Below are 23726 nucleotides of genomic sequence, written 5' to 3'. Positions count from 1 at the left end.
TGGTCGTTTTGTTTTTTAGAGTTTGTAGTCTTTCTTTAACTGTTCTAATGTTTCTAGACTACGCTCTGCAAAAGGTGAATCATCTTCAGAAAATGAATTCATTTGAGTTTCTAATGCTAATTTGAGTGAATCTGTATAATCCGGAATTTCTCCTTCATATTTCTTCACCATTTGTTCTGGAATGTTCGTTTGCTCACGAAAAGCTAAAGCACGTCTTTCGTGGAAAAATGGTACGTCAGCTTGTTTTACGTTATGTAAGTCACCTTGCACCGGATGTTTTAAAACAGCTAATACTTTTACGACGTAACTGCCAGGGCGGCTATTTGTAACTTCGCCAATGTATTTTCCTGTTTTATAAATACCAGTAACGATTTCGCCAATTTCAAATGTTTCTCTCATATTTTTCACCTCAAGTTTATAGTAAGGAAAGTAGGAGAAGGAGTCAAAGAAATCATTCGCTTTCGGAACGCCCCTTGAGAATATGGACCGGTTCAACTATAATTTAAAGTGATATAACAGAAAATTCTGATGTTTTTTGAATCCTATAATAAGGAGTGTTCCGTATGATGCCTTTATATTTTCCGGAAGATAAAACAGAATATATTATTCCGGGGATTGTTTGTGTTCTATTTATCATCGGTGCGATTGCTACGTGGCGTATGTTCGTTCGTGTATCAAAACGAGAAGCAGAGCGATTACAGAAAGTTGAAGAAAAACTATTAGCTGAAAAGAAACAGTAACGCATTTTTGTATGTTTCCCTCTATGCTCGGACAATCTAAGGGCAGAATATATTTTGGAGGGAATGGAATGAAGAAACGGCTTTTTTTCAGTTGTTGTTTATTATTTCTGATGGCAGGTTGTGACCAAGGAAAGCCGAAAGAAATTGAAGTGAAATTACATAATGCTTCAGGAGATGAGGTAGGGACTGCGAAAGTAGTTCAGCAAACAAGTGGAGTGAAAATTACGATTAAAGGGGAAGGTTTCACGCCAGGACCACACGGACTACATGTACATGAAATCGGAGAGTGTAAGGCACCTCGTTTTGAATCATCCGGGAATCATTTTAATCCTGATGATAAAAAACATGGTCTTCTTAATCCGAAGGGTGCAGAAAACGGTGATTTACCGAACGTAATTGCAGACGGTTCTGGAAAGATCAAGGCAGAAATCGACGCGCCGCACATAACGCTTGAAGAAGGAAAAACAACGATTCATAGAAAAGATGGAGCGTCTATTATTATTACAGAAAACGCTGATGATGGTATGACACAACCGACAGGTAAATCAGGTGATCGAATTGCTTGTGGTGTCATTGTAAAAAAAGCATCGGATATGAAGAAAAAGTAAAAGCTACCGTGCATGGTAGCTTTTTTTGTGAAACGTAATTGAAAAGATATGGATAAAGGAGGTTGTCCTAAAATGATTTATGACAGCCTCTTTTCTTATTATGAAAACGTATGACGCAGTCTGTTCAAAATTTCTTCTAAAACAGATCGTGGACAGCCGATGTTAATTCGAATATGTTCTTCGCCACCTAACCCGTATTTCTCACCAGGTTCAACGATGATTTTTCCTTTTTCCTCAAGTAATGCAGTACGCTCGTTTTGAGAAAGCTTTAGACGAGAACAATCAATCCATAATAAAAAGCTACCTTCTGGCTTCGTTACGGAAAGAGTAGGTATGTGAGTTTTAATATATTCACAAGCAAATTGAGCATTATCTTCTATATATAATCGAATTTCGTTTAACCAATCATTACATTCTGTATAGGCACTTTGCATCGCTGTATAAGCGAAGATATTTAACCCGTGGAAGCCTTGTCTATATTGGATAGCTGTAAAGGCGTGACGGAGTTTTTCGTTTGGAATGATAATAATCGATGCTTGTAATCCAGCGATATTAAATGTTTTACTTGGAGCCATACAAGTGATAGTGCGCTCTGCTAATTCTGCAGATAAGGAAGCGAACGGCGTATGTGTATGGTCTGCATAAATGATATCGGAATGAATTTCATCCGCGACAATGATTACGTTATATTTAGTACATAACGATCCGAGCTGCACAAGTTCCTCTTTCGTCCAAACGCGTCCGATTGGGTTATGAGGGCTACAAAGAAGCATGAGTTTGACGCCTTGCTGAAACTGCTTTTCTAAATGCTCGAAGTCTATCACATATGTATCATTTTGTTTCTGTAATGGACTCACGCATAACTGCCTGTTGTTTGTTGTGACCATTTCGAAAAATGGAGGATAAATAGGTGGTTGTACAAGAACGGCTTCGTTTTCCTTTGTGAAAGCCTGTATGCTCGTACTAAGAGCTGGAACGATTCCGGCGCTAAAGACAAGCCATTCTTTTTGAATATCCCAGTCGTATTGTTGTTTTGTCCAGTTACAAATAATATCCCCAATATTTTCGGGAGGAAGTGTATAGCCAAAAATCGGATGTTCGATTCGTTGTTTTAAGGCAGTTTGAATTGGTTTTGGTACTTCAAAATCCATATCAGCAATCCAAGCATGGATAAGTTCTTCGTTTTTATATGTATCCCATTTTATACTATGCGTTCCACGTCGATTGATTGCTTTATGAAATAGTTGCATACGTTTGCCCCCTTCTTCTGTAAAACCAATAAGTTATGAAAGTTCTCTCTCTTCTTATAGAATAGCTGATGTGATAGGATAAAGAAAAGTATTAAAAAGTGAAAAGGCGGGAAGCGAATGGGTACATATGAAAAGATGATAGAGGTTGTGAAGAATTGGGATCCGTTTCAAATGGGACCGGAGTTTTATGAAACAGAAGCGAGCGATGTTGTGAACGTCATAAGTGTGTTTGATGATCCAAAATACATCGCAAAGAAGATTCAACATATATACTTTATGTCTTTTGAGGAAGTACCTGCGCTTGAAAAATGTGAGAAATTAGCTGTGGAATTACTTGTAATAAAAGAAGGCGGAAGCTGTTCATTATAGGCTGTCGGAATTTCCGACGGCCTTTTTTATATTATCCCGCTATTTGCCGGGCAGTAAGACCCCCACCTCAAAATTCAGCAGAAGCAAAGAAGTTAGGTGGGGGCTAATTAAAGTTTCACTTTATTGCGCAGAAAAAGCGATAATTTCTTCATAAACATGTTCAGGCTTTTCTTCAGGTAGTAAATGTCCTGTATTTTCGTAAGAAATAAATTTTGAATTCGGTAAATCTTTGTGTAGACGATGACCTACATGTACAGGGACGACGCGGTCTTTTTCACCCCAAATGAGTAGTGTAGGTGTTTCGATTTTTTGTAATTCAGTTGAAGATAAGTCACCTTCACGGTCTCGTATCATGCGAGTTAAAGCGGGAAATATACGGTCGTCATAAAAAGGAGCGGAGTAACCTTTTTTCATTTCATCGTCAATTAATGAGTGATCATGAACGACATTCATTAAGTTATGAACAATGCCGCGTCTAATAATCCAGTTCTTTACGTATAAATGAAAGAACGGTAAATAAGAAGAGTATAGTAAAGGTAAGGTTGCGCGTGCTAAATAGCTAGAGCTGCATAGTAAAATCGTCTTTGAGATGAGTTCAGGACGTATACGGTTTACATAGAGAGAAATTTGCCCACCCATAGAGTGCCCAACTAATACAATGTTTGAGAGAGATAAATGTTCAATTAAATCAATAATGATCGTTGCTAAATTGTGATAAGAATACTTAAACAGATGAGACTTATCACTTTTTCCGAACGGTGGTAAATCAAGAGCAATGACTGTTCCTTCCTTCGATAGTAAGGGAATGAGACGACGGTAACTGAATGAGGAAGATAAAAAGCCGTGAACGAGTACGAAAGTAGGACGTTCTGTTTTATTATCATGTTCATACAATTCGTAATGAATAGTAGTGCCGCGAGTGGAAAAAGTGAAATAAGGACAAGTATATTCGTGATTCATTTTTTGTCACTCCATTGATTTTTGTTCATATCATCTCCAAGGAAGAAGAAAATATGTTAACAAAAAAAGGCAAGATGACGATGTCATCTTGCTTTTCGTTTATTCAGTATTACCCGCGAACAATATTAGGCGGTGTTTTTCCTTGCAATCCTGCAACTAAATTTTCAGCGGCGGTCATAGCCATTTGCTGCCTAGTTTTTAATGTTGCAGATCCGATGTGTGGTAAAGTCACAACATTTTGTAATGATAAGAGTGGATTATCTTTTTGAATCGGCTCTTGTGTAAATGTATCGATACCTGCTGCAAAGATTTTCTTTTCTGTTAAAGCATGGATTAACGCTTCTTCATCTACTGTTTTCCCGCGAGAAGCATTAATGAAGATTGCTGTTTCTTTCATTAATGAAAATTCCTTTTCTCCGATAAGGTGATATGTTTCATCTGTTAATGGAGTAAGAAGAACAATAAAGTCAGACTGCTTCAGTAGCGTCTGTAAATCACAATATGTAGCATCGAATTTTTGTTCAGCTTCTTCTTTACGACGGCGGTTATAGTAAAGAACATTCATATCAAATCCGAATTTTGCTCGTTTTGCAACTGCTTCTCCAATTCGGCCCATTCCGATAATACCAATTGTGCTATGGTGTACATCTAGTCCGAAGTGTTCTTTTCCAATTTCAGTGTTCCATTCACCATTTTTTACATAAGAATCGAGTTCGCAAACACGGCGCCCAGCAGATAACATAAGGGCGAAAACAAGATCAGCTACTGTATCATCTAATACGTATGGTGTATTCGTTCCGATAACATTTCGTTTTTTCATCGCTTGTAAATCAAAATTATCGTAACCAACAGAAATGTTGCTCACTACTTTTAAGTTAGGAGCTACTGTTAGTAATTCTTCATTAATAGCAGATCCGAAATTTAATAACCCATCTTTATCTTGTATTTTCTCTAATAGAACATCACGAGGTACTTTTTCATTTTGATCCCATTTTTCATAATCACAGTGTTCTGATAAATAGTTTTCTACAAATGTTGGAACTGGTTCAGCAATATAAACTTTTGGTTTCACGATTCCATCCCCTTTCGCTTTATCACGCATTTTTCCACTGATTAAAGTTTCACTTTACCCCGCATTAACGGACAGCAAGTCTCCCGCCTCAAAAAGCAGCTCAAGCAAAGAGGTTAGGTGGGAGAGCAACTGTCCGTAAAAGCCCGATTGGTTCAACTAATAATCAGCGGGGTGAAGCATTTCGCTGATTAAAGTTTCACTTTATTTTGACATAATTCAATAGAAAAATCTTCTTTTCAAACTGGAAAGGGTATTTGTATAATTTAGACACAAACGAAAAGGAAGGATGATTTATATGGTGACAGAAAAAGAATTAGAATTATTAGCTTGTCTTGAAAAGAGTAGTCGATTATCTGTAGATACATTAGCGAAGCTGTTAAATATAGAAGTAGAAGAAGTAAAGAAGATGGTTGCGAGATTAGAAAATGAAAAAATTATTGTGGATTATGTAACACATATTGATTGGACGAAGGTGAAAGAACATACAGGTTTAACGGCGATGATCGATGTGAAAGTTACACCAAAGCGCGGCGTTGGGTTTGATGCGGTTGCTGAACAAATTTATCGTTATTCAGAAGTGAAATCCGTTTATTTAATGTCAGGGACATATGATCTTTCTATTACATTAGAAGGGAAAACGATGGGGGAAGTAGCGATGTTTGTTTCTGAGAAATTAGCAACAATTGAATCTGTCGTTTCTACAACTACTCATTTCATTTTGAAGAAGTATAAACATGAGGGCGTTATTTATGAAAAAGACGATGATGATAAGCGAATTGTGGTGACACCATGAAGCAATTTGAACTATCCAGATCAGCAGAATCTTTAAAACCATCTGGTATTCGGAAATTTTTCGATTTAGCAGCAAATATGAAAGGTGTTATTTCCCTCGGGGTAGGAGAGCCAGATTTTGTTACACCTTGGAATGTAAGGCAAGCATGTATTCGTTCTTTGGAACAAGGGTATACGTCATATACAGCAAATGCAGGATTATTGGAGCTTCGTCAAGAAATAGCAAAGTATCTAAAAAAACAATTTGCAGTATCGTATGATCCAAGTAATGAAATCATTGTTACAGTTGGAGCGAGTCAGGCGTTAGATGTAGCGATGCGCGCCATTATAAATCCTGATGATGAAGTGCTCATTATTGAACCGAGCTTCGTTTCTTATGCACCACTTGTGACATTAGCTGGAGGAGTTCCGGTTCCTGTGGCGACTACGTTAGAAAACGAGTTTAAAGTACAACCAGAACAAATTGAAGCAGTTATTACAGCGAAAACAAAGGCGATTTTACTTTGTTCACCAAATAACCCGACAGGTGCAATGCTAAATAAATCCGAGCTTGAAGAAATAGCAGTGATTGTTGAGAAGTACAATCTAATCGTATTATCTGATGAAATTTATGCAGAGCTTGTATACGACGAAGTATATACAAGTTTCGCAAGTATTAAAAATATGCGTGAGCATACGATTTTAATTTCAGGATTTTCAAAAGGATTTGCGATGACAGGATGGCGCCTCGGTATGATTGCAGCTCCTGTTCAATTTTCGGAATTAATGCTCAAAATCCATCAATATTCAATGATGTGCGCACCGACGATGTCTCAGTTTGCAGCACTTGAGGCGTTACGCGCAGGGAACGATGAAGTAATTCGAATGAGAGATAGCTATAAGAAGCGTCGTAACTTCATGACGACATCTTTCAATGAAATGGGCTTAATGTGTCATGTGCCGGGCGGAGCATTTTATGTTTTTCCTTCTATATCTTCAACCGGATTATCTTCAGCGGAATTTGCAGAACAGTTATTGCTGGAAGAAAAAGTGGCCGTTGTCCCTGGTAGCGTATTTGGCGAAAGTGGTGAAGGATTTATTCGTTGTTCATATGCGACGTCGCTTGAACAACTTATGGAAGCAATGAAGAGAATGGAACGATTTGTAGAAAATAAAAAAAGGACAAAACGTAATACGTTTTGTCCATAAAAGGGGGGGAATACTAGAAAGCCATGTGTTAGTAGTCTATCCCAATATTGGAGAATTATACTTCTTTAAGGGAAATTTTTCATGAATTTTGAATGAGTTCTGTCATAGTGGTATAATTTACTAATATAAGGTATACGCATTCTAGATATCATTATCTAGAATGCGTACTAACCAATCGGATATTTAAAATAAATATATCTGCTTTGCTCTCTATAATTGTAGAGAGAATGGTAAACGTATGGGAGTGTTTCATATGTCAGAACAATATACAACAGGAGTGGTTGTAACAGGGAAAGTGACTGGAATTCAAGATTACGGTGCATTTGTAGCGTTAGATGCAGAAACACAAGGACTTGTGCATATATCTGAAATTACAAATGGATATGTAAAGGATATTCATGACTTTTTAAAAGTCGGCGATACAGTAGAAGTAAAGGTACTTTCAATTGATGAAGAGCACAGAAAAATGAGTTTATCGTTAAAAGCGGCGAAAAGAAAACAAGGAAGGATTCTTATACCGAACCCATCTGAAAACGGATTTAATACGCTGCGAGAAAAGTTGGCAGAATGGATTGAAGAGTCCGAGTTAACAAAGTAAAAGAGGAACGCATATGAGCGTTCCTCTTTTACTTTATCTTATGATATATATTTGCAAATATGATTGCATGCAATCATATTCGTATGTCGGAGGTGAAAGGACATACTGATTATCGAATTTCGTTTGTTTCTGGGTGCGTACCAAGATTTTCAGATGGTTTAAACAGTAAACCAAGATTGATAAGCCCAGATATACCAACGATGCCGTAAATAATACGTGCAAGAGCTGAATTTTGTCCACCGAAAATGGCTGCTACTAAGTCAAACTGGAAAAATCCGATTAGTCCCCAGTTCACAGCGCCAATTACAGTAAAGACTAATGCGATACGTTGCAAAGTACTCATGAAAAAGCCCCCCTTAATTGTGAAGCATGAGCAAGCGATGAGTTAATTAACTCTTTTATAGAATGGGGTAGTTATGTTGTTTTTATACATAAAAAATGTTCGAAAGAGGATGTATATACATCTATACCGAAAAATGCGAATTTTTATGCAAAAAATGAACTTTTTCTAAAAAATATATATTGGTTACGTTTACAATGGTTGAATCGCTTGATTTACAACTTCAGTTTCGCTAAAGTGAATACAGAAATACATATCCATAATTGGAGGGAAAAAGATGAGTACACATGTAACGTTCGACTATTCTAAAGCGTTATCCTTCATCGGTGAACATGAAATCACTTATTTACGTGATGCAGTGAAAGTAACACATCACGCAATTCACGAAAAAACTGGAGCTGGGAACGATTTCCTTGGGTGGGTAGACCTTCCGCTTCAATATGACAAAGAAGAATTCGCTCGCATTCAAAAATGCGCAGAAAAAATTAAAAATGACTCTGACATTTTACTTGTTGTAGGTATTGGTGGTTCTTACTTAGGAGCACGCGCAGCAATCGAAATGTTAAACCATTCTTTCTACAACACGCTTTCTAAAGAACAACGTAAAACTCCACAAGTGCTATTTGTTGGACAAAACATTAGCTCCACTTACATGAAAGATTTAATGGACGTATTAGAAGGTAAAGACTTCTCTATTAACGTTATTTCCAAATCAGGTACAACAACAGAGCCAGCACTAGCATTCCGTATCTTCCGTAAGTTATTAGAAGAAAAGTATGGAAAAGAAGAAGCTCGCAAACGTATTTATGCAACTACAGATAAAGCACGTGGTGCGTTAAAAACATTAGCTGATAACGAAGGTTACGAAACATTTGTTATTCCAGATGATGTTGGAGGTCGTTTCTCTGTATTAACGCCAGTTGGTTTGTTACCAATCGCAGTAAGTGGCTTAAATATTGAAGAGATGATGAAAGGTGCAGCTGCTGGTCATGATGACTTCGGAACATCAGAACTAGAAGAAAACCCAGCTTACCAATACGCAGTAGTTCGTAACGCTTTATACAATAAAGGAAAAACAATTGAAATGCTTGTTAACTATGAGCCAGCACTTCAATACTTCGCTGAGTGGTGGAAACAGTTATTTGGTGAAAGTGAAGGAAAAGATCAAAAAGGTATTTTCCCATCTTCAGCAAACTTCTCAACTGACTTACACTCATTAGGTCAATACGTCCAAGAAGGTCGTCGTGACTTATTTGAAACAGTTCTTAAAGTAGGTAAATCTACACATGAACTAACAATCGAATCAGAAGAAAACGATTTAGACGGATTAAATTACCTTGCTGGTGAAACTGTAGACTTCGTAAACACAAAAGCATACGAAGGTACATTACTTGCACATAGCGACGGGGGAGTACCAAACTTAATCGTCAATATTCCTGAATTAAATGAGTACACATTCGGTTACCTTGTATACTTCTTCGAAAAAGCATGTGCGATGAGCGGCTACTTATTAGGCGTAAATCCATTTGACCAACCTGGAGTAGAAGCATACAAGAAAAACATGTTTGCTTTACTTGGTAAACCAGGATTTGAAGCATTAAAAGCAGAATTAGAAGAGCGTTTAAAATAATAAAAAGCGACCGGAAACCGGTCGCTTTTTATTATTTTACAGAAAGATACATCAGTATATTCAAACTAAAGTGGGTATGCTAAAGGAAAAGTCTTGGAGGGATGGACTTGATTCCGATTCAATCAAATTTAGAAGGACGTACATATGCGTTATATAAGTTAGAAGAGATTATGAAACCACTTGGATATAGCATTGGTGGTAATTGGGATTATGATAAAGGATGCTTTGATTACAAAATTGATGAAGAAGATGGGTATCAATTTTTACGAGTGCCGTTTACAGCAGTAGATGGTGAACTAGATGTACCTGGTGTAGTAGTCCGTCTTGAAACGCCGTATATTCTTTCGCACGTATATCAAGACGAACTAGATGATAATGTGAATACTTTAACCGCTGGAACGAGTGGGATGGATCAATTTGCTGAACCGAAAGATCCAGATGGAGATGTAAAAAGAAAATATATCAATATTGGGAAAGTGCTCATGCAAGAACTAGAGCGTCATTTTATTAATGGTGAATAACAATGAGTATGTCGCTTTCGATAAGAATGAAGGTATGGACTGGGTTAATCATATATTGATCGTCGCGCTTTATACCTAGTAAGAGAATGTTTTGTTTTAAAAGGGTATAGCTACAATTTGCAAAGGTTTGTCCGGTGCAGGACGGAGAAAGCTCCATCAGTTGTAATTTGTTATCAGAGATTTCATCGTAAAGTGAGAATAGTACACCTGAAATAGAAGGGAATAAAAGAGAAGCGGTAAATACATAACTCGTTAATTTATTTCCTTCTATAATTTCTGACGCGCCAGCTCTCGTTGCATTTTGAATTTGTTCAGTAGTAAGTAGTTCGGCGATGCAGTGAATGTTTGGATTGAGTCCTTTCGCAGTTAAAATATTTAAAATGGACTGTGTATCTGCTAAGCTTTCGTTCTTTTCTTTATCCGCTGTTATTAATATGGTGTGTGCCGTTGCAATATTAGCCTTTAATAAAGTTTGATCGTGATGCGGACAACCTTTTATAAATTCTAAATGATGAAAGGGTTTTGGGAGTAAAGAAAGTGTTTCATCAATTAAAACGATATCAAGGTTTGGTTGTAGTACATGCATTTGCTTTACAACATGTTTTGCACGCTCATTCCAGCCAACGATAATCATATGGCCGTTAGAGGTAGCGGCTTCTTCACCTTTAATTTTCATATATTGTTTACTAATCATCTCAGTAGCGAATAGAACCATATAATAAGAACAAAAGCCAGTGCCTAATAAAATAATACTTATACCTATTAGTTTTCCTATCGTTGTATGGGGAGCAAAGTCGCCATATCCAACTGTAAAAATGGTAACGATTGACCACCAAATTCCGTCAAACCATGTAGTGAAATGAGAGGGTTCTAATCTATGTATAAGAAAACCAGAAAAAGCAGTGAGTACAATAATAAAACAAATTAAACGAAAAATAATGGAATCACGAAATGTATCTACTAAATTCGGACGGGATTTCAACAGTAAATTCCTCCTTGTTTTGCAGGACTACATTCATTGTTACCATTATAGAAAAAAGAGAAACTCTCTAATTAAAGAGAGTTTGTTTTATGTTACATACTTTCCACTTCAGTTTGTTGGACAATTTCAAGATGCTGGAGAGCATAGTAAACATCAGCGGTATGTCTTTTTTGATCAATGGACAGTTTAAGATGTAAATAGTGAGAACCGTTTTCTAACGTTTTAAGCTTCATATTTTTAACGTTTATATCCATTTCTTTTATCTCCTCGATTACAACCGGGATATTGTCCATATTTCGCACAACAAGTTTCACTGCAATATCACGTTGACGAAATGATCTAGGACCTACAAACTTCATTGTCAATGGTATAAGTTCGACACTAATCATAAGAAAACACATTCCGAAAATTGCCTCAATATAGAAACCAGCTCCAACGGCAATACCAATACCAGAAGCACCCCAAATCATAGCGGCAGTCGTGAGCCCTGCAATGCTATCGTTGCCTCTTCTTAAAATTACGCCAGCACCTAAAAAACCAATTCCTGATACAATTTGAGCGGCAAGTCGAAGTGGATCCATATTCATATGATCGGTATGTGGTAAGTTATAAGCTGCTTTAATAGAAACAATCGTTAGGAGGCAACTAATAATAGAAATAACTAAACACGTTTTTAAACCAAGTGGTTTCCGTTTTAATTCGCGTTCTAAACCAATGGCAAATCCTAAAATAGCCGAGAGACCTAGTTTGATTAATAAATCGGCATAGTCCATATATATTCCTCCTTGTATGATATGGTATATGAATAAAACGCTTATTATAGAAAGAAACGTTTTTTGATAGAGTAACTTTATATAAAATATATGTAGGAATTACTCATACATGAAAGAGATATTTCGTTTAAGTATATGATATTAAAAAAGAAATGTGGGCAGTTTTTAAAAAAGTTTATAAAAGGTGTTGCATTTCATTTTTTACCATGATATATTAATAACCGTCGCTGATGCGGAAACGCAGAAAACGACAAAAAAGAAATTGAAAAACTTAGTTGACATCGAAAAATGAAGATGTTAACATAAGGAAGTCGCAAATGAGCGACCAAGTAGTTCTTTGAAAACTGAACGAAACAAACAACGTGAAACGTCAATTTTTATTTTTAGATGCTAGACAAACTAACTTTATTGGAGAGTTTGATCCTGGCTCAGGATGAACGCTGGCGGCGTGCCTAATACATGCAAGTCGAGCGAATGGATTAAGAGCTTGCTCTTATGAAGTTAGCGGCGGACGGGTGAGTAACACGTGGGTAACCTGCCCATAAGACTGGGATAACTCCGGGAAACCGGGGCTAATACCGGATAACATTTTGAACTGCATGGTTCGAAATTGAAAGGCGGCTTCGGCTGTCACTTATGGATGGACCCGCGTCGCATTAGCTAGTTGGTGAGGTAACGGCTCACCAAGGCAACGATGCGTAGCCGACCTGAGAGGGTGATCGGCCACACTGGGACTGAGACACGGCCCAGACTCCTACGGGAGGCAGCAGTAGGGAATCTTCCGCAATGGACGAAAGTCTGACGGAGCAACGCCGCGTGAGTGATGAAGGCTTTCGGGTCGTAAAACTCTGTTGTTAGGGAAGAACAAGTGCTAGTTGAATAAGCTGGCACCTTGACGGTACCTAACCAGAAAGCCACGGCTAACTACGTGCCAGCAGCCGCGGTAATACGTAGGTGGCAAGCGTTATCCGGAATTATTGGGCGTAAAGCGCGCGCAGGTGGTTTCTTAAGTCTGATGTGAAAGCCCACGGCTCAACCGTGGAGGGTCATTGGAAACTGGGAGACTTGAGTGCAGAAGAGGAAAGTGGAATTCCATGTGTAGCGGTGAAATGCGTAGAGATATGGAGGAACACCAGTGGCGAAGGCGACTTTCTGGTCTGTAACTGACACTGAGGCGCGAAAGCGTGGGGAGCAAACAGGATTAGATACCCTGGTAGTCCACGCCGTAAACGATGAGTGCTAAGTGTTAGAGGGTTTCCGCCCTTTAGTGCTGAAGTTAACGCATTAAGCACTCCGCCTGGGGAGTACGGCCGCAAGGCTGAAACTCAAAGGAATTGACGGGGGCCCGCACAAGCGGTGGAGCATGTGGTTTAATTCGAAGCAACGCGAAGAACCTTACCAGGTCTTGACATCCTCTGAAAACCCTAGAGATAGGGCTTCTCCTTCGGGAGCAGAGTGACAGGTGGTGCATGGTTGTCGTCAGCTCGTGTCGTGAGATGTTGGGTTAAGTCCCGCAACGAGCGCAACCCTTGATCTTAGTTGCCATCATTAAGTTGGGCACTCTAAGGTGACTGCCGGTGACAAACCGGAGGAAGGTGGGGATGACGTCAAATCATCATGCCCCTTATGACCTGGGCTACACACGTGCTACAATGGACGGTACAAAGAGCTGCAAGACCGCGAGGTGGAGCTAATCTCATAAAACCGTTCTCAGTTCGGATTGTAGGCTGCAACTCGCCTACATGAAGCTGGAATCGCTAGTAATCGCGGATCAGCATGCCGCGGTGAATACGTTCCCGGGCCTTGTACACACCGCCCGTCACACCACGAGAGTTTGTAACACCCGAAGTCGGTGGGGTAACCTTTATGGAGCCAGCCGCCTAAGGTGGGACAGATGATTGGGGTGAAGTCGTAACAAGGTAGCCGTATCGGAAGGTGCGGCTGGATCACCTCCTTTCTATGGAGAATTGATGAACGCTGTTCATCAATATAAGTTTCCGTGTTTCGTTTTGTTCAGTTTTGAGAGAACTATCTCTCATATATAAATGTATGTTCTTTGAAAACTAGATAACAGTGTAGCTCATATTTTTTTAATTTTAGTTTGGTTAAGTTAGAAAGGGCGCACGGTGGATGCCTTGACACTAGGAGTCGATGAAGGACGGGACTAACGCCGATATGCTTCGGGGAGCTGTAAGTAAGCTTTGATCCGAAGATTTCCGAATGGGGAAACCCACTATACGTAATGGTATGGTATCCTTACCTGAATACATAGGGTATGGAAGACAGACCCAGGGAACTGAAACATCTAAGTACCTGGAGGAAGAGAAAGCAAATGCGATTTCCTGAGTAGCGGCGAGCGAAACGGAACATAGCCCAAACCAAGAGGCTTGCCTCTTGGGGTTGTAGGACATTCTATACGGAGTTACAAAGGAACGAGGTAGACGAAGCGACCTGGAAAGGTCCGTCGTAGAGGGTAACAACCCCGTAGTCGAAACTTCGTTCTCTCTTGAATGTATCCTGAGTACGGCGGAACACGTGAAATTCCGTCGGAATCTGGGAGGACCATCTCCCAAGGCTAAATACTCCCTAGTGATCGATAGTGAACCAGTACCGTGAGGGAAAGGTGAAAAGCACCCCGGAAGGGGAGTGAAAGAGATCCTGAAACCGTGTGCCTACAAATAGTCAGAGCCCGTTAATGGGTGATGGCGTGCCTTTTGTAGAATGAACCGGCGAGTTACGATCCCGTGCAAGGTTAAGCTGAAGAGGCGGAGCCGCAGCGAAAGCGAGTCTGAATAGGGCGTTTAGTACGTGGTCGTAGACCCGAAACCAGGTGATCTACCCATGTCCAGGGTGAAGTTCAGGTAACACTGAATGGAGGCCCGAACCCACGCACGTTGAAAAGTGCGGGGATGAGGTGTGGGTAGCGGAGAAATTCCAATCGAACCTGGAGATAGCTGGTTCTCCCCGAAATAGCTTTAGGGCTAGCCTTAAGTGTAAGAGTCTTGGAGGTAGAGCACTGATTGAACTAGGGGTCCTCATCGGATTACCGAATTCAGTCAAACTCCGAATGCCAATGACTTATCCTTAGGAGTCAGACTGCGAGTGATAAGATCCGTAGTCAAGAGGGAAACAGCCCAGATCGCCAGCTAAGGTCCCAAAGTGTGTATTAAGTGGAAAAGGATGTGGAGTTGCTTAGACAACTAGGATGTTGGCTTAGAAGCAGCCACCATTTAAAGAGTGCGTAATAGCTCACTAGTCGAGTGACTCTGCGCCGAAAATGTACCGGGGCTAAATACACCACCGAAGCTGCGAATTGATACCAATGGTATCAGTGGTAGGGGAGCGTTCTAAGTGCAGTGAAGTCAGACCGGAAGGACTGGTGGAGCGCTTAGAAGTGAGAATGCCGGTATGAGTAGCGAAAGACGGGTGAGAATCCCGTCCACCGAATGCCTAAGGTTTCCTGAGGAAGGCTCGTCCGCTCAGGGTTAGTCAGGACCTAAGCCGAGGCCGACAGGCGTAGGCGATGGACAACAGGTTGATATTCCTGTACCACCTCTTTATCGTTTGAGCAATGGAGGGACGCAGAAGGATAGAAGAAGCGTGCGATTGGTTGTGCACGTCCAAGCAGTTAGGCTGATAAGTAGGCAAATCCGCTTATCGTAAAGGCTGAGCTGTGATGGGGAAGCTCCTTATGGAGCGAAGTCTTTGATTCCCCGCTGCCAAGAAAAGCTTCTAGCGAGATAAAAGGTGCCTGTACCGCAAACCGACACAGGTAGGCGAGGAGAGAATCCTAAGGTGTGCGAGAGAACTCTGGTTAAGGAACTCGGCAAAATGACCCCGTAACTTCGGGAGAAGGGGTGCTTTCTTAACGGAAAGCCGCAGTGAATAGGCCCAAGCGACTGTTTAGCAAAAACACAGCTCTCTGCGAAGCCGTAAGGCGAAGTATAGGGGGTGACACCTGCCCGGTGCTGGAAGGTTAAGGAGAGGGGTTAGCGTAAGCGAAGCTCTGAACTGAAGCCCCAGTAAACGGCGGCCGTAACTATAACGGTCCTAAGGTAGCGAAATTCCTTGTCGGGTAAGTTCCGACCCGCACGAAAGGTGTAACGATTTGGGCACTGTCTCAACCAGAGACTCGGTGAAATTATAGTACCTGTGAAGATGCAGGTTACCCGCGACAGGACGGAAAGACCCCGTGGAGCTTTACTGTAGCCTGATATTGAATTTTGGTACAGTTTGTACAGGATAGGCGGGAGCCATTGAAACCGGAGCGCTAGCTTCGGTGGAGGCGCTGGTGGGATACCGCCCTGACTGTATTGAAATTCTAACCTACGGGTCTTATCGACCCGGGAGACAGTGTCAGGTGGGCAGTTTGACTGGGGCGGTCGCCTCCTAAAGTGTAACGGAGGCGCCCAAAGGTTCCCTCAGAATGGTTGGAAATCATTCGTAGAGTGCAAAGGCATAAGGGAGCTTGACTGCGAGACCTACAAGTCGAGCAGGGACGAAAGTCGGGCTTAGTGATCCGGTGGTTCCGCATGGAAGGGCCATCGCTCAACGGATAAAAGCTACCCCGGGGATAACAGGCTTATCTCCCCCAAGAGTCCACATCGACGGGGAGGTTTGGCACCTCGATGTCGGCTCATCGCATCCTGGGGCTGTAGTCGGTCCCAAGGGTTGGGCTGTTCGCCCATTAAAGCGGTACGCGAGCTGGGTTCAGAACGTCGTGAGACAGTTCGGTCCCTATCCGTCGTGGGCGTAGGAAATTTGAGAGGAGCTGTCCTTAGTACGAGAGGACCGGGATGGACGCACCGCTGGTGTACCAGTTGTTCTGCCAAGGGCATAGCTGGGTAGCTATGTGCGGAAGGGATAAGTGCTGAAAGCATCTAAGCATGAAGCCCCCCTCAAGATGAGATTTCCCATAGCGTAAGCTAGTAAGATCCCTGAAAGATGATCAGGTTGATAGGTTCGAGGTGGAAGCATGGTGACATGTGGAGCTGACGAATACTAATAGATCGAGGACTTAACCATATAATATGAAGCAATGTTATCTAGTTTTGAAAGAATATAAAAAACTTGTTGACTTTAAAAGTTAAATGAGTTACAATAATTCTTGTCTTAAATGAATACAGTCTGGTAATGATGGCAGAGAGGTCACACCCGTTCCCATACCGAACACGGAAGTTAAGCTCTCTAGCGCCGATGGTAGTTGGGACCTTGTCCCTGTGAGAGTAGGACGTTGCCAGGCAAATGGAGGATTAGCTCAGCTGGGAGAGCACCTGCCTTACAAGCAGGGGGTCGGCGGTTCGATCCCGTCATCCTCCACCATTTAGCCGACTTAGCTCAATTGGTAGAGCAACTGACTTGTAATCAGTAGGTTGGGGGTTCAAGTCCTCTAGTCGGCACCAGAAAATCATGGCGGTTGTGGCGAAGTGGTTAACGCACCGGATTGTGGCTCCGGCATTCGTGGGTTCGATTCCCATCAGTCGCCCCATTTTTCTTAAAATATTAATATGCGGGTGTGGCGGAATTGGCAGACGCACTAGACTTAGGATCTAGCGCCTTTGGCGTGGGGGTTCGACTCCCTTCACCCGCACTTTTAATAAAATATCTCAAACATGTCTTGCGGAAGTAGTTCAGTGGTAGAATACAACCTTGCCAAGGTTGGGGTCGCGGGTTCGAATCCCGTCTTCCGCTCCAATTTTCAATATGACATGCCGGGGTGGCGGAACAGGCAGACGCACAGGACTTAAAATCCTGCGGTGGGTGACCACCGTGCGGGTTCGACCCCCGCCCTCGGCACCATATGCGCCCGTAGCTCAATTGGATAGAGCGTTTGACTACGGATCAAGAGGTTAGGGGTTCGACTCCTCTCGGGCGCGCTTTTATTAACGGGAAGTGGCTCAGCTTGGTAGAGCACCTGGTTTGGGACCAGGGGGTCGCAGGTTCAAATCCTGTCTTCCCGATATTCCCAAAAACATGGGGCCTTAGCTCAGCTGGGAGAGCGCCTGCCTTGCACGCAGGAGGTCAGCGGTTCGATCCCGCTAGGCTCCACTTATTTTAATATCATTTATGGCGGTGTAGCTCAGCTGGCTAGAGCGTACGGTTCATACCCGTGAGGTCGGGGGTTCGATCCCCTCCGCCGCTACCATAAAGGACCTTTAGCTCAGCTGGTTAGAGCAGACGGCTCATAACCGTCCGGTCGTAGGTTCGAGTCCTACAAGGTCCACCACTAAAGGTTTATATCTCGGAGGTATACCCAAGTTCGGCTGAAGGGATCGGTCTTGAAAACCGACAGGCGGCGAGAGTCGCGCGGGGGTTCGAATCCCTCTACCTCCTCCATTTTTCTTAAATTACATATTATATCATCGCGGGGTGGAGCAGTACGGTAGCTCGTCGGGCTCATAACCCGAAGGTCGCAGGTTCAAATCCTGTCCCCGCAACCAAATGGTCCCGTGGTGTAGTGGTTAACATGCCTGCCTGTCACGCAGGAGATCGCCGGTTCGACCCCGGTCGGGACCGCCATTTTAATAAGGCTCGGTAGCTCAGTCGGTAGAGCAGAGGACTGAAAATCCTCGTGTCGGCGGTTCGATTCCGTCCCGAGCCACCATTTTGAAGTCGCAAGCCGGCTTAGCTCAATTGGTAGAGCAACTGACTTGTAATCAGTAGGTTGGGGGTTCAAGTCCTCTAGCCGGCACCACTTTCAAAATGAGCCATTAGCTCAGTTGGTAGAGCATCTGACTTTTAATCAGAGGGTCGAAGGTTCGAATCCTTCATGGCTCACCATTTTCAATTTAATGCGGGTGTAGTTTAGTGGTAAAACAAGAGCCTTCCAAGCTCTGGTCGAGAGTTCGATTCTCTTCACCCGCTTTTCAATTATGGGCCTATAGCTCAGCTGGTTAGAGCGCACGCCTGATAAGCGTGAGGTCGATGGTTCGAGTCCATTTAGGCCCACCATAATTATTCCGCAGTAGCTCAGTGGTAGAGCTATCGGCTGTTAACCGATCGGTCGTAGGTTCGAGTCCTACCTGCGGAGCCATATTATAGAGAAGTACCCAAGTGGCTCAAGGGGCTCCCCTGCTAAGGGAGTAGATCGCGAACGCGGTGCGAGGGTTCGAATCCCTTCTTCTCTGCCAGAACTGGCCCGTTGGTCAAGTGGTTAAGACACCGCCCTTTCACGGCGGTAACACGGGTTCGAATCCCGTACGGGTCATACTAAAAGAGATAGCATAGTCTGCTATCTCTTTTTTGTTGTGTATAGATATAGAAGAAGCTATGACAGATTATAAATAATAAGTTTAAAATAGGATTACCTTTTCTCATACATAAGAAAAGGTAATCCTATTTTTTGAATATGTTTTAACTGTCTATTGAATGTTCATCTTGTTTAATAACAGCATGACTATATGCGGAGTGAAGAGTTTTGTAACCTAAAAGTGCAATAGTTAAGGCGAGGCCTCCTGCTATAATAGCCACACTAAATCCTGCATGGGCTCCAAAGTTATCAATAACTAAACCAGCTATTGCTGACCCTAGGGAGACTCCAATACCAAGTCCTGTAATTGCCCAAGTCATTCCTTCGGTTATTTTTGATTCAGGTACGATTTTTTCCACAAGCCCCATAGTAATAATCATAGTAGGAGCGACAGATAGCCCTGCAAAGAAAACAATAACTACCAGCCAAGCAATAGTGTTTACAAAAACTAGTGGCAGCATTGTTATCATGGAAAGTGTGACTGCTATTAAAAACTGATTATAGGGTGGAGTATTGAGTTTAAGCGTACCAAAAATTAGACCTGCAAGGCATGAGCCGATTGCATAGACAGAAAGCACAAAGCTAGCAGCTACTGTGTTTCCTTGCTGTTCAGCAAAAGCTACACTAACGACATCTATTGTGCCAAATATAGTACCTATGGCGATGAGTGTGAATACTAGTACTCGCAAAGAACCAATTTTAAATACTGTTCCTTTGTTTGTAATGTCGTGAGGATGTACAGGAGGTTCTGTGCTTTTTTGTAGGGTGAATAGACATACCCCGATTGTAAGAAAAACAGATGACAAAAGTGGCCCTGCTTCTGGGAAGAACATAACACTTAAACTGACAGATAATACAGGACCAATTATGAAGCAAATTTCGTCGACGACCGATTCAAAGGAAAATGCTGTGTGCAATTTATGTGATCCACGGTATAGTTTAGTCCAACGTGCACGTACCATGGCTGACATGTTTGGCATACAACCTGCACATAAGGCGGATAGAAATAGCGTCCAATAAGGAGCTTCATATTTCGTACATAGAAGTAAGAGGATCGTAAAGAAAACACTGATACCTGTAGTCGGAAGAAGTATGCGAGATTGCCCTAATTGATCGGCCATCCGAGAAATATGAGGAGCTAGTAAAGCTGATGATAATGTAAAGGTAGCTGCAACAGCTCCAGCAAGCCAATAGTCACCACTTACTTGAGATAACATGGTAACAATACCAATGCCCATCATTGATATAGGCATCCGAGCTATAAATCCCGCTAATGAGAATCCTTTTGTACCAGGAGCACTGAAAATCTCACGGTAGGAATTAAACATGATCATCACCAAAGTATTTGACGTTTACATATACATTCTTCATTCTTTTAACTCCTCCTCTGGTTCATTAATACCTTCTATAAAAAGGGACTATAGGTAAGAAGTTATATTATCTTGTAAGCTAGAAATAATTGACATACGCACCGTATGCCAATATCATATTAACATACGGTGCGTATGTCAATTGAAATGTTTTATCTCTGGATAGAGAGATGACGTTTAGAGGAGTTATTCTTTTACATAGAGAACGATACTAATAATGCAATTCATTTTGAATAAATAGAATGAATAGAAGTAGGAGGAAAAGATGATTAAAAAAACAAGAGCAGAGATGATCATTGAAACACGTGCTAAATTGCTGAGTGCAGCAAGAGAGGCTTTTGGTACAGTGGGATATGTAAATACGTCTATGGATGATTTTACGGCATCTGTCGGTTTAACACGTGGTGCAATTTATCATCATTTTGGTGATAAAAAAGGATTGTTAGAAGCAGTTGTAAAAGAAATTGATATGGAAATGGATAATAAATTAGGGAAAGTATCAGATGAAGCGGAAGGAAAATGGGAAGGGTTTGTTGGGCGTTGTCGTGCATATTTAACGATGGCACTTAATCCAGAAATTCAGCGAATCGTACTTCGAGATGCACCAGCAGTATTAGGAACTAGTTATTATCAATCATCACAGTCACAATGTTTAGTAACGATGGCCGAGATGCTTCAGCAATTAATGAAGGACGGTATTATTGAAAAGACGGACTGTGAAGCTTTAGCAAGATTTATAAATGGCGGACTAGTGGACCTTGCTTGTTGGATTGCGAATTCTGAAGATGCAGAGGCACAGTTGTCTAAAACTTTGCATAGCCCATCACTTATATTGAATGGTTTATTATTAGAAAAGAATGCGTAATTTTAACGGATATTTTTTAATATATAGTAATGATTAAAAGGGAGGTGATAAAGTATAGGCTAATTCATTTATTTCACCGTATTCTATATAAGCTAATTGACGTCCATCTTGTAAGGGAATGATGTGATCAGTCAGTTTTAATCTTATAATGTGATTACATTTTTTGTGAATATTAGGATTTTGATTATAGAAAGTGAATTTAGTTACAGTGAGTAATTGAATCATACATTTTTATTCACAATCTAAAGAAAACACCTAATTTGGTATGGATTCCACACCCACCCCATCAACTTTACACTCTATGTGAAAAAGTTCACAAATAGGTCATAATTTGTGAAGTAATTCACAATGATACGTGCTACAATATGAATGTAAAGAAGTTAAACAACATTAAATTAGTATTTTAATTAATTACTTAAACAATCATAAAAAAATATATGTGAACAATAGAGAGGGGAAATTACCATGAAAAAAGGTATCAATCGTGTAGTATTAGTAGGAACAGGAGCTGTAGGTTGTAGTTACGCTTACTCAATGATCAACCAAGGTGTAGCTGAAGAATTCGTATTAGTAGATGTTAATGAAGCAAAAGCAGAAGGGGAAGCGATGGACTTAAGCCATGCGGTACCATTCTCTCCATCACCAACAAAAGTTTGGAGCGGTAGCTATGCAGATTGTAAAGATGCAGATTTAGTAGTCATCACTGCTGGGTTACCACAAAAGCCAGGTGAAACTCGTTTAGACTTAGTTGAGAAAAATACAAAGATCTTTAAACAAATCGTTCGCGGCATTATGGATAGCGGATTCGATGGAATCTTCTTAATCGCAACTAACCCAGTTGATATTTTAACTTACGTAACTTGGAAAGAATCTGGTTTACCGAAAGAGCACGTAATCGGTTCTGGTACTACTTTAGACTCTGCTCGTTTCCGTTACATGTTAGGTGACTACTTAGATGTAGATCCACGTAACGTTCATGCTTACATCGTTGGTGAGCACGGTGACACTGAACTTCCAGTATGGAGCCACGCTACTATCGGTGTACAAAAACTAGAAACAATCTTAGCTAACAACGAACAGTACAAACAAGAAGACTTAGATAAAATCTTCGAAAATGTACGTGATGCAGCTTACCATATCATCGAACGTAAAGGTGCAACTTACTACGGAATCGGTATGTCACTACTTCGTGTAACTAAAGCGATCTTAAACAACGAGAACAGCGTATTAACTGTATCTGCATACCTTGAAGGTCAATATGGTGAGAAAGATGCTTACGTAGGTGTTCCAGCTGTTATTAACCGCGAAGGTGTACGTGAAATCGTAGAACTTGAGCTAAATGAAGAAGAAAAAGCGAAATTCGCTCATTCTGTAAAAGTATTAAAAGAAACTATGGCACCAGTACTATAATTAATTGCTAAATAATCCGGAAGTGGGGACCTGCTTCTTACTTCTGGATTTATATATAATTCAATATAAATTCCTTTTCCGGTTTCCCTTGTATATCCCCAATATACCCCTTTTGCTGGATAAGGGTCGTTTATAGAAAAAAGCACTCTACTTTACGTAGAGTGCTCTTTATTATTATTTTTTAGGCGTTAACCCCAATTTCTTTAAAATATCTGCCAGTGTACCGCTTTTTGATTTTTCTACAGGTGTTTGTGATTTAGATGCATCTGGCCCTTTTTTCAAGAAGTTCTTTTCAACGAAGCAAATATCTTTTTCGTCGACAATCCCATCTTTATTAAGATCTCCGTCTTTTACAGTTAGTCCTTTTTTACCATAGTTGCTAGTGATAATTTCAGCATCTTTAATATCGATTACTTTATCACCATTTACATCGCCGGCAAGGTTTTCGTCAGGTCTTGCATAATAATATTGGCCAAGCAGATTACCGTCTTTTTCAGTACCAAGTTTCGTTGTTAGGCGGCTTGAAATGAGTTACTTGATGTTTCTGAATCACTGAAATAGGCAAATACACCGCTGAATGTAAGGGATAAACCAAGTGAAGCAGTGACAACTCCAATTCCTACTTTTTGTTTTAATGACATAAGAAAGCCCCCCTAGTTAAATTTTTATAGCGACCGTTCGCAACAAGGATAAATAATTAAACATAGTAGTCCGCTATGAATTATAGTTACGAAAAATCGAAGTGCTTTATTGAGAACATGTATATGCTTATGAATTTTGCATTTCAATAAAATTGTGACAAAAAATGTTGAGAAACATTTTTTTATGACAGATTATTTTGTTTTGATTTTGATTGGAAAATAGCATGAAAAATAGGATAAACCTAATAAAATAAAGATTGAGAAAAAATAATAGACAGAAAAACAGAAGAATAATAAAGCGTTTTCAATAAATATTCGTCAAAATTCGATATTTTACACGGAAATGTGAGGAAAAACTAACGTTTTTA

The 23726-nt window shown here is 40.8% G+C and carries 18 protein-coding genes, 22 tRNA genes, 3 rRNA genes and 2 pseudogenes; 35 read left to right on the top strand and 10 right to left on the bottom strand.

What is annotated here, in order from left to right; all coding sequences use genetic code 11:
* Positions 1–15 precede the first annotated feature (15 nt).
* Positions 16–399: a kinase-associated lipoprotein B gene (locus tag MHI26_RS25300; protein WP_001209340.1), complete on the bottom strand. Its 384-nt coding sequence runs from the start codon at positions 397–399 to the stop codon at positions 16–18.
* Between the two features lie 164 nt (positions 400–563).
* Between MHI26_RS25300 and MHI26_RS25295 the strand changes: the two genes are divergently transcribed.
* On the top strand, positions 564–740 hold the full coding sequence (locus MHI26_RS25295) for a hypothetical protein (RefSeq protein ID WP_000982760.1): 177 nt from the start codon (positions 564–566) through the stop codon (positions 738–740).
* A 68-nt stretch (positions 741–808) separates the two neighbouring features.
* Positions 809–1348, top strand: a complete 540-nt coding sequence (sodC, locus tag MHI26_RS25290) for a superoxide dismutase [Cu-Zn] (RefSeq protein WP_000746518.1) — start codon at positions 809–811, stop codon at positions 1346–1348.
* A 98-nt stretch (positions 1349–1446) separates the two neighbouring features.
* Here the strand turns inward: sodC and MHI26_RS25285 are convergent, their stop codons facing one another.
* Positions 1447–2598, bottom strand: coding sequence for a MalY/PatB family protein (locus tag MHI26_RS25285; protein ID WP_001175813.1), 1152 nt, complete (start codon positions 2596–2598; stop codon positions 1447–1449).
* A gap of 117 nt (positions 2599–2715) precedes the next feature.
* Between MHI26_RS25285 and MHI26_RS25280 the strand changes: the two genes are divergently transcribed.
* Positions 2716–2967 carry a YugE family protein gene (locus MHI26_RS25280; protein ID WP_000537641.1) on the top strand — a complete coding sequence of 84 codons (252 nt, stop codon included), beginning with the start codon at positions 2716–2718 and terminating at the stop codon, positions 2965–2967.
* Between the two features lie 120 nt (positions 2968–3087).
* Here the strand turns inward: MHI26_RS25280 and MHI26_RS25275 are convergent, their stop codons facing one another.
* Both MHI26_RS25275 and MHI26_RS25270 read right to left on the bottom strand, forming a co-directional pair.
* Positions 3088–3927 carry an alpha/beta fold hydrolase gene (locus MHI26_RS25275; RefSeq protein WP_001015211.1) on the bottom strand — a complete coding sequence of 280 codons (840 nt, stop codon included), beginning with the start codon at positions 3925–3927 and terminating at the stop codon, positions 3088–3090.
* Between the two features lie 109 nt (positions 3928–4036).
* Entirely contained in the window at positions 4037–5029 is a 993-nt protein-coding gene (locus tag MHI26_RS25270; RefSeq protein ID WP_001205001.1) for a 2-hydroxyacid dehydrogenase, read from the bottom strand.
* A 265-nt stretch (positions 5030–5294) separates the two neighbouring features.
* Here MHI26_RS25270 and MHI26_RS25265 point away from each other — a divergent pair, with 265 nt between their 5' ends.
* The 3 genes from MHI26_RS25265 (at position 5295) to yugI (ending at position 7577) form a co-directional block, all read left to right on the top strand.
* Positions 5295–5792, top strand: a complete 498-nt coding sequence (locus MHI26_RS25265; RefSeq protein ID WP_000255697.1) for an Lrp/AsnC family transcriptional regulator — start codon at positions 5295–5297, stop codon at positions 5790–5792.
* Complete coding sequence (locus MHI26_RS25260; protein ID WP_000808538.1) at positions 5789–6979, top strand: aminotransferase; 1191 nt, start codon at positions 5789–5791, stop codon at positions 6977–6979. Before MHI26_RS25265 ends, MHI26_RS25260 begins: the two co-directional genes overlap by 4 nt.
* Positions 6980–7232: 253 nt before the next feature.
* The gene (gene yugI, locus MHI26_RS25255; RefSeq protein ID WP_000003764.1) at positions 7233–7577 is read left to right on the top strand and encodes a S1 domain-containing post-transcriptional regulator GSP13; all 345 of its coding nucleotides are present in this window, start codon (positions 7233–7235) and stop codon (positions 7575–7577) included.
* A gap of 109 nt (positions 7578–7686) precedes the next feature.
* Here the strand turns inward: yugI and MHI26_RS25250 are convergent, their stop codons facing one another.
* Positions 7687–7920, bottom strand: a complete 234-nt coding sequence (locus tag MHI26_RS25250) for a DUF378 domain-containing protein (RefSeq protein ID WP_000105788.1) — start codon at positions 7918–7920, stop codon at positions 7687–7689.
* A 274-nt stretch (positions 7921–8194) separates the two neighbouring features.
* Between MHI26_RS25250 and MHI26_RS25245 the strand changes: the two genes are divergently transcribed.
* Positions 8195–9547 carry a glucose-6-phosphate isomerase gene (locus MHI26_RS25245; RefSeq protein WP_000103653.1) on the top strand — a complete coding sequence of 451 codons (1353 nt, stop codon included), beginning with the start codon at positions 8195–8197 and terminating at the stop codon, positions 9545–9547.
* Positions 9548–9654: 107 nt separating this feature from the next.
* Positions 9655–10068, top strand: coding sequence for a YugN-like family protein (locus tag MHI26_RS25240; protein ID WP_000612335.1), 414 nt, complete (start codon positions 9655–9657; stop codon positions 10066–10068).
* On the opposite strand, the gene MHI26_RS25235 is transcribed toward MHI26_RS25240, so the two are convergent.
* Both MHI26_RS25235 and MHI26_RS25230 read right to left on the bottom strand, forming a co-directional pair.
* On the bottom strand, positions 10055–11050 hold the full coding sequence (locus MHI26_RS25235) for a potassium channel family protein (protein WP_000842323.1): 996 nt from the start codon (positions 11048–11050) through the stop codon (positions 10055–10057). The genes MHI26_RS25240 and MHI26_RS25235 overlap by 14 nt on opposite strands.
* A gap of 92 nt (positions 11051–11142) precedes the next feature.
* Positions 11143–11823: an MgtC/SapB family protein gene (locus MHI26_RS25230; RefSeq protein ID WP_000384162.1), complete on the bottom strand. Its 681-nt coding sequence runs from the start codon at positions 11821–11823 to the stop codon at positions 11143–11145.
* Between the two features lie 405 nt (positions 11824–12228).
* On the opposite strand from MHI26_RS25230, the gene MHI26_RS25225 reads away from it, so the two are divergent.
* The 25 genes from MHI26_RS25225 to MHI26_RS25105 all read left to right on the top strand — a co-directional run bounded on the left by MHI26_RS25225 (position 12229) and on the right by MHI26_RS25105 (position 19030).
* A 16S ribosomal RNA gene (locus tag MHI26_RS25225) occupies positions 12229–13780 on the top strand.
* Between the two features lie 146 nt (positions 13781–13926).
* A 23S ribosomal RNA gene (locus tag MHI26_RS25220) occupies positions 13927–16848 on the top strand.
* 101 nt (positions 16849–16949) lie between these two features.
* Positions 16950–17065, top strand: a 5S ribosomal RNA gene (gene rrf, locus MHI26_RS25215).
* Together the 16S, 23S and 5S rRNA genes with 22 tRNA genes alongside form the textbook arrangement of a ribosomal RNA operon.
* A 4-nt stretch (positions 17066–17069) precedes the next feature.
* Positions 17070–17145 (top strand) — tRNA-Val (locus MHI26_RS25210).
* Positions 17146–17149: 4 nt separating this feature from the next.
* Positions 17150–17225: transfer RNA gene (locus tag MHI26_RS25205), tRNA-Thr, on the top strand.
* Positions 17226–17235: 10 nt separating this feature from the next.
* Positions 17236–17311, top strand: a tRNA-His gene (locus MHI26_RS25200).
* Between the two features lie 21 nt (positions 17312–17332).
* Positions 17333–17413, top strand: a tRNA-Leu gene (locus MHI26_RS25195).
* 29 nt (positions 17414–17442) lie between these two features.
* Positions 17443–17517: transfer RNA gene (locus MHI26_RS25190), tRNA-Gly, on the top strand.
* Between the two features lie 16 nt (positions 17518–17533).
* Positions 17534–17622 (top strand) — tRNA-Leu (locus MHI26_RS25185).
* A 3-nt stretch (positions 17623–17625) separates the two neighbouring features.
* Positions 17626–17699 (top strand) — tRNA-Arg (locus MHI26_RS25180).
* A 10-nt stretch (positions 17700–17709) separates the two neighbouring features.
* A tRNA-Pro gene (locus tag MHI26_RS25175) sits at positions 17710–17783 on the top strand.
* Positions 17784–17798: 15 nt separating this feature from the next.
* A tRNA-Ala gene (locus MHI26_RS25170) sits at positions 17799–17871 on the top strand.
* A gap of 20 nt (positions 17872–17891) precedes the next feature.
* Positions 17892–17968: transfer RNA gene (locus tag MHI26_RS25165), tRNA-Met, on the top strand.
* Positions 17969–17972: 4 nt separating this feature from the next.
* Positions 17973–18049 (top strand) — tRNA-Ile (locus MHI26_RS25160).
* Between the two features lie 17 nt (positions 18050–18066).
* Positions 18067–18159, top strand: a tRNA-Ser gene (locus MHI26_RS25155).
* A gap of 27 nt (positions 18160–18186) precedes the next feature.
* Positions 18187–18263 (top strand) — tRNA-Met (locus MHI26_RS25150).
* A 3-nt stretch (positions 18264–18266) separates the two neighbouring features.
* Positions 18267–18342: transfer RNA gene (locus MHI26_RS25145), tRNA-Asp, on the top strand.
* Positions 18343–18351: 9 nt separating this feature from the next.
* A tRNA-Phe gene (locus tag MHI26_RS25140) sits at positions 18352–18427 on the top strand.
* A 14-nt stretch (positions 18428–18441) separates the two neighbouring features.
* Positions 18442–18517, top strand: a tRNA-Thr gene (locus MHI26_RS25135).
* Positions 18518–18527: 10 nt separating this feature from the next.
* Positions 18528–18603 (top strand) — tRNA-Lys (locus tag MHI26_RS25130).
* 13 nt (positions 18604–18616) lie between these two features.
* A tRNA-Gly gene (locus MHI26_RS25125) sits at positions 18617–18687 on the top strand.
* 10 nt (positions 18688–18697) lie between these two features.
* Positions 18698–18774 (top strand) — tRNA-Ile (locus tag MHI26_RS25120).
* A 7-nt stretch (positions 18775–18781) separates the two neighbouring features.
* Positions 18782–18856, top strand: a tRNA-Asn gene (locus tag MHI26_RS25115).
* A gap of 6 nt (positions 18857–18862) precedes the next feature.
* A tRNA-Ser gene (locus MHI26_RS25110) sits at positions 18863–18953 on the top strand.
* Positions 18954–18958: 5 nt separating this feature from the next.
* A tRNA-Glu gene (locus MHI26_RS25105) sits at positions 18959–19030 on the top strand.
* A 146-nt stretch (positions 19031–19176) separates the two neighbouring features.
* Here MHI26_RS25105 and MHI26_RS25100 read toward each other — a convergent pair.
* Positions 19177–20400 (bottom strand): MFS transporter, encoded by a 1224-nt coding sequence (locus MHI26_RS25100; protein ID WP_000483447.1) that lies wholly within the window; start codon positions 20398–20400, stop codon positions 19177–19179.
* A gap of 307 nt (positions 20401–20707) precedes the next feature.
* On the opposite strand from MHI26_RS25100, the gene MHI26_RS25095 reads away from it, so the two are divergent.
* Positions 20708–21307: a TetR/AcrR family transcriptional regulator gene (locus tag MHI26_RS25095; protein WP_061667091.1), complete on the top strand. Its 600-nt coding sequence runs from the start codon at positions 20708–20710 to the stop codon at positions 21305–21307.
* Between the two features lie 465 nt (positions 21308–21772).
* The gene (locus MHI26_RS25090) at positions 21773–22717 is read left to right on the top strand and encodes an L-lactate dehydrogenase (protein WP_061667092.1); all 945 of its coding nucleotides are present in this window, start codon (positions 21773–21775) and stop codon (positions 22715–22717) included.
* Positions 22718–22891: 174 nt separating this feature from the next.
* Here the strand turns inward: MHI26_RS25090 and MHI26_RS25085 are convergent.
* Both MHI26_RS25085 and MHI26_RS25080 read right to left on the bottom strand, forming a co-directional pair.
* Positions 22892–23245 (bottom strand): annotated as a pseudogene (locus MHI26_RS25085) (dockerin type I domain-containing protein); the annotation flags it as partial.
* A pseudogene (locus MHI26_RS25080) lies at positions 23236–23358 on the bottom strand (TasA family protein); the annotation flags it as partial. The pseudogenes MHI26_RS25080 and MHI26_RS25085, both read right to left, overlap by 10 nt.
* Positions 23359–23726 lie beyond the last annotated feature (368 nt).

This window comes from Bacillus sp. FSL K6-1218 (genome assembly GCF_038006445.1).
Lineage (GTDB): Bacteria > Bacillota > Bacilli > Bacillales > Bacillaceae_G > Bacillus_A > Bacillus_A thuringiensis_S.
The sequence above is the reverse complement of the archived record's forward strand: the minus strand, read 5'-3'. Positions and strand labels throughout refer to the sequence as shown.